This window comes from Paenibacillus xylanivorans, from assembly GCF_001280595.1.
GTDB lineage: Bacteria > Bacillota > Bacilli > Paenibacillales > Paenibacillaceae > Paenibacillus > Paenibacillus xylanivorans.
On the sequence record NZ_LITU01000029.1, the window covers coordinates 61,035 to 65,869 of the forward strand.

Here is a 4,835-nt window from a genome sequence, read left to right on the forward strand (position 1 = left end):
CCATTTGGGAGACAGAGGACAGGTACCAGCGTCATGACGAAATGTGGCGTCAGGTGGATGACTTTCTTGCCGGAAATTTCCCGATTGCCGATTACATGAGCACCTTTGGCCCGGATCATGCGACTGATATCATTGAGAACATGGTAGGGAATTTGGGGAAGAAGTTTTTCATCAATACGCTTAATCAAGGCGCGGTAACCAATATGAATGCCGATTCGTTCCTGGAGCTGCTGTGCGACGTGGGCATGGATGGGGTGAAGCCAGTTCATGTAGGCGAGATGCCGCGAGGAATAAGAGGTATGCAAGAACTTGTATTGGATACGCACGAGCTTACGGTCGAAGCTGTTCTAGAACAGAGCTACGAGAAGCTGAGAAGGGCGATGCTCACCGATCCGCTCGTGAATTCCATCAGTGACGCGGACAAGATCATTCATGAATTGTTGGAACTGGAGCGTAATATGATTCCAGACGACTGGTACAAGGACAGACTGCAGTATAGCTAAGGAATAGATAACGATATAAGACCACGTAGTTTCCTAACAAAGGCGTAACGTGGTCTTTGGTTTTATTAAGAAATCCTAGTTCATATGAAAAGATAAAGAGGGTTTCTAAAATAATAAATGTAATTGAATACTGGTACCTTTAATTCAGTCCAGAGAGGCTGGCAAGGGCATCGTGCTTGCGGGCAATCTGCTGCTTGGCATCTATACGGAAGAAACTGGCACATATCGCCGCCAAAAGTATACGGCATTGAAGAAGGGAAGCCTGCCAACTTCATCGTTCTTGAAGCAGGTTCGGAGAAGGTTACTTTCAATAAATAATCGAATGAAAAGTGCGATGTATCAACCAGAGCCTCCGCATTAGCCAATACATTCCCTCAGGGTGGACAGGTCAATAGAGATTCCACGATTGTGAACTCTTCCTGTACAAATGAGGGGATTTTTGGTGTTCAGTTTTCAAAGACGAGAGCGACGAAGTACCTCACAATGGAGCTGTGACAGCATTTTTCAATTTGGACACGCCATCCTGTAATTGAACATCCGTCAAATGTGCAAATGATAAATATATACCATACTTCGTACCTTCAGACGTTGTACTGCTGACTTCTGAATATACAACCCCTTCTGACCTAGCCGATGCCCGAAAGACCTCATAAGTGGATGCATTACCTCGCCACCAGCCAAACACGTGTAGCCCCGCTTCATTTTCCACCCAATCAAACCATGTAGAGAGTTGCTGGCTCAAAAGTTGGAGTAACATATGGAACTTACGACTGTATAGACGATTCATCCTGCGCAGATGACGCTCATATTGACCGCTTATCATAAATGCAGCTAATGCCCGTTGTTCGATCAGATTGACGGGTCTTGGCTCGTATAGTGCCTGTGCCTTTCTAAAGGTGTCTGCCAAGGTGGGGGGAAGAACCACATAACCCAGCCGGACTTCAAGAGGCAAGGTTTTCGTGAAGCTGCCAAGGTAGATGACGCGTCCCGCTTTATCAAGTGTTTTCAAAGGTTCAACATGCATTCCTCGATATCGGAATTCACTATCATAATCATCCTCGACAATCATGGCATCATGACGATGTGCCCAATCCAATAAGGTTTGTCTGCGTTCAAGGCTAAGCATCTCGCCCGTTGGAAATTGTCGTGACGGCGTAACAAACAACATACGTGCATCCCAGTTTTGGGGGACAAGTCCCTGACCATCGAGATTGGCTTCGATCAGCCTTGCGCCCGCAGCGAATATGGCCTGGGAAATCCCGACATAACAAGGACTTTCCGTCACAACATAGTCGCCGGGATCTGCAAGTATTTGAGTGAGTAGAGCTATAGCTTGCATAGAGCCTGCAGTCACTGCAATATGATCAGCATCTACATGAATCCCTCGCATCCTCCGTAGGTAGGCAGCAATCGCTTCTCTCAATTTCGGCTCCCCTGTTGAACTAACAAGAGTAGAGTTTGTTTTCATGTGATGCTCACGATGCCGTATCTCTGCATACAATCGATTGTTCCATTCATCGTAAGGGAATTTGGATAAATCAGGCTGGTATTTGCTAAAATCGATAACTGCGTCGCCGCTCTCTATTCTGGAATCATTTGTTTGTGCATTTCTTTGAGTCGTCTGCTGTTCAAGCTGCTGAATACGATCTCCCCAAGCTGATAAGTGATGGGCACAAGTTTTCACAGTGGACGCATCATTGCTTAAATCCAATTGATAAGCAACAAAGGTTCCTCTTCCATGCTCTGAATGAATGTAACCTTGAGCAGTCAACGTATCATATACCTGATTCACTGTTCCTCGAGAAATATGATAAGACGCAGCTAACTCCCTTGTAGCTGGTAACTTCTCGCCGTACACGAGGGTACCTTCCTGAATAGCATCACGAATCGCATGATAAAGAGCTTTCATCTTGGTATATTGTCGGTTCAAATATGAACTGTAAGCTACATGAAATTGCATGGGTCCTCCTAGGTTGTTTGGAGTGGTACAATAAAATCCGGCGATATTGGATCTTTTTATATGTCCATTCTCATTTTATACTAAATCATAGTTTGAAGTGAAACAATAAAATTTAAATAGGAGGAATACAATTATGCAAACAGGTACAGATCGTGTAAAAAGAGGTATGGCTGAGATGCAAAAAGGCGGCGTCATCATGGACGTCATGAATGCAGAGCAAGCTAAAATTGCTGAAGCGTCAGGAGCAACAGCTGTTATGGCTCTTGAACGGGTACCCTCTGATATTCGCGCAGCCGGCGGTGTAGCTCGCATGGCAGATCCAACCATCGTTGAAGAGGTTATGAAGGTTGTGTCTATTCCGGTTATGGCCAAGGCGCGTATCGGTCATTACATAGAAGCCAAAGTGCTTGAATCCCTAGGAGTAGACTATCTCGATGAAAGTGAAGTTCTTACGCCTGCAGACGAAGTGTTCCATATCGATAAGCATGAGTTCACCGTACCATTTGTATGTGGTGCCAAAGATTTGGGAGAGGCTCTTCGCCGTATTGGCGAAGGCGCATCGATGATTCGTACAAAAGGTGAGCCTGGAACAGGTAACATTGTTGAGGCCGTTCGTCATATGCGTCTGATTAACAGCCAGATCCGCAAAGTGAAAAACATGTCCAAGGACGAGTTATACGCTGAAGCCAAAAATTTGGGCGTAGCTTATGAACTACTGCGCGATGTTCATGAAAATGGAAAACTTCCTGTCGTTAACTTTGCAGCAGGCGGTGTAGCCACTCCGGCAGACGCAGCACTAATGATGCATCTGGGAGCAGACGGTGTGTTTGTAGGATCTGGTATTTTCAAATCGGATAACCCTGAGAAATTCGCTCGTGCAATCGTTGAAGCTACAACACATTACACGGACTACAAACTGATTGCCGAAGTATCCAAAAACTTGGGCGCCCCTATGAAAGGGATTGAAATTTCTAAATTGTCTCCAGATGAGCGCATGTCCAACCGCGGTTGGTAGGAGTAAATAGAACAGCGGTATTAAAGTAGTGGTATGTTTCTACACCGCGCTGTAGATGAGCATTGAGTTTGAATGGAGTAGGAATAGATATCAAGAAAAGCCGATCAATTATTCTCCATTGATCGGTTTTGTTGTTGTTTTTGACAATAAAGAATTGAAAAGGGAGAGGTTTTAATGTAACTGCACTTACCAAAGGTAGAGACAATATGTTTTATCATGCAATATATGTGGAAAACAGAAAAGAGGGGAAGTAGAACATTATTTATGGGCAGTATAAGCTTAATCTCTCTTGTATACCGTTTAGGCTTTCTTCCGGAATCTCCTTGATCTTGATATCTCCACCTAGAAAAAGAAACCAATTAGTTATTTTGGTTAATTATTCTAAATGATAAACATTGATACATGTCTTTATAATAGCTAGGGTTTGGAAAGGATTCGTATAAGCAAGTGAACAGTTAAAAGGATGGTATTTTTTGAACTGAGCAATCGCCTTTGGACCAAGTTCAAGCACAAGGTTGATTACCTCTTCCTGCTTGCTTAGTTGTTCTAAAATCTTTTTCTTACTGACCCTTTTTTTCTTTGGGTATGGTTCTATTTGTGTGAGATTGTCGACGGATATAATCCGTCTCTTCTCATTCTCTAAGTCAAAGCCTTCAATTAGCCATAGGCTTTTTTCGCGATAAAGGTGCAAAAGATAAATGGGATAAGACTTTATTTCCCGCTCTTCTTTGACAGTAACCAATAAATAACTCTCTAAAAGAAGAATCTGAATAAGTTTTTCCAACATGGGATGGGGCAGGTCTGACAGATCAAGCAAGTCGGGATTATGAGGGTTAGTCCCTTCAAAGAGCAATATTTGATTTAACAGAACCAGGTCATCCTGCTGATTTTCGGAGATGGGGCCCAATAATTTTTCTGTTAAAGACTGACGACTTTTCAGATAAGGGAGTTGTTGATTTCTGGTGGCCATAAAGGCGATAAACAGAGCTTTGATTTCATTCGGTAAAGCGGACAGTGGGCAGGACAGAGTTATTCATGACAAAATAACCCCCGTCCCTCCCGACTTCAGCGACTAGCGGCATGCTCATGCCTTCAATTTCTTTAATATCACGAAAAGCTGTCGAACGAGAAATGTTAAATTCTTGCATGATTTCAGAGATGGTAAAGTGGGCGCGGTTGTTGATATAGCGCATGATGATATTAATCCGTTCAACTTTTTTCATTGGGCCCCCTAAACAGTATCATATTTTGACATGATTTAAGGTTATTATAAACCCATCAAGTGAAAAGACAAATCAATTGATAAATTTAAAGAAGACGGTGTTCATGATGAGTAATTATAATTTTGAAGAAAAAG

At 43.1% G+C, this 4,835-nt stretch carries 4 protein-coding genes and 1 pseudogene; 3 read left to right on the plus strand and 2 right to left on the minus strand.

What is annotated here, in order from left to right; genetic code table 11:
* Positions 1 to 503 (plus strand): family 4 glycosyl hydrolase (locus AMS66_RS02950; RefSeq protein ID WP_456238475.1); only part of this gene is annotated, 503 nt, incomplete at its 5' end.
* 172 nt (positions 504 to 675) lie between these two features.
* Positions 676 to 864 carry a hypothetical protein gene (locus AMS66_RS33380; protein ID WP_236703124.1) on the plus strand — a complete coding sequence of 63 codons (189 nt, stop codon included), beginning with the start codon at positions 676 to 678 and terminating at the stop codon, positions 862 to 864.
* Between the two features lie 117 nt (positions 865 to 981).
* On the opposite strand, the gene pdxR is transcribed toward AMS66_RS33380, so the two are convergent.
* Positions 982 to 2,463 carry a MocR-like pyridoxine biosynthesis transcription factor PdxR gene (gene pdxR, locus AMS66_RS02955; protein ID WP_053779372.1) on the minus strand — a complete coding sequence of 494 codons (1,482 nt, stop codon included), beginning with the start codon at positions 2,461 to 2,463 and terminating at the stop codon, positions 982 to 984.
* A gap of 130 nt (positions 2,464 to 2,593) precedes the next feature.
* Between pdxR and pdxS the strand changes: the two genes are divergently transcribed.
* The gene (gene pdxS, locus AMS66_RS02960; RefSeq protein WP_201782129.1) at positions 2,594 to 3,478 is read left to right on the plus strand and encodes a pyridoxal 5'-phosphate synthase lyase subunit PdxS; all 885 of its coding nucleotides are present in this window, start codon (positions 2,594 to 2,596) and stop codon (positions 3,476 to 3,478) included.
* A 262-nt stretch (positions 3,479 to 3,740) separates the two neighbouring features.
* On the opposite strand, the pseudogene AMS66_RS02965 reads toward pdxS, so the two are convergent.
* Positions 3,741 to 4,701: pseudogene (locus tag AMS66_RS02965) on the minus strand (helix-turn-helix transcriptional regulator).
* Between the last annotated feature and the right edge of the window lie 134 nt (positions 4,702 to 4,835).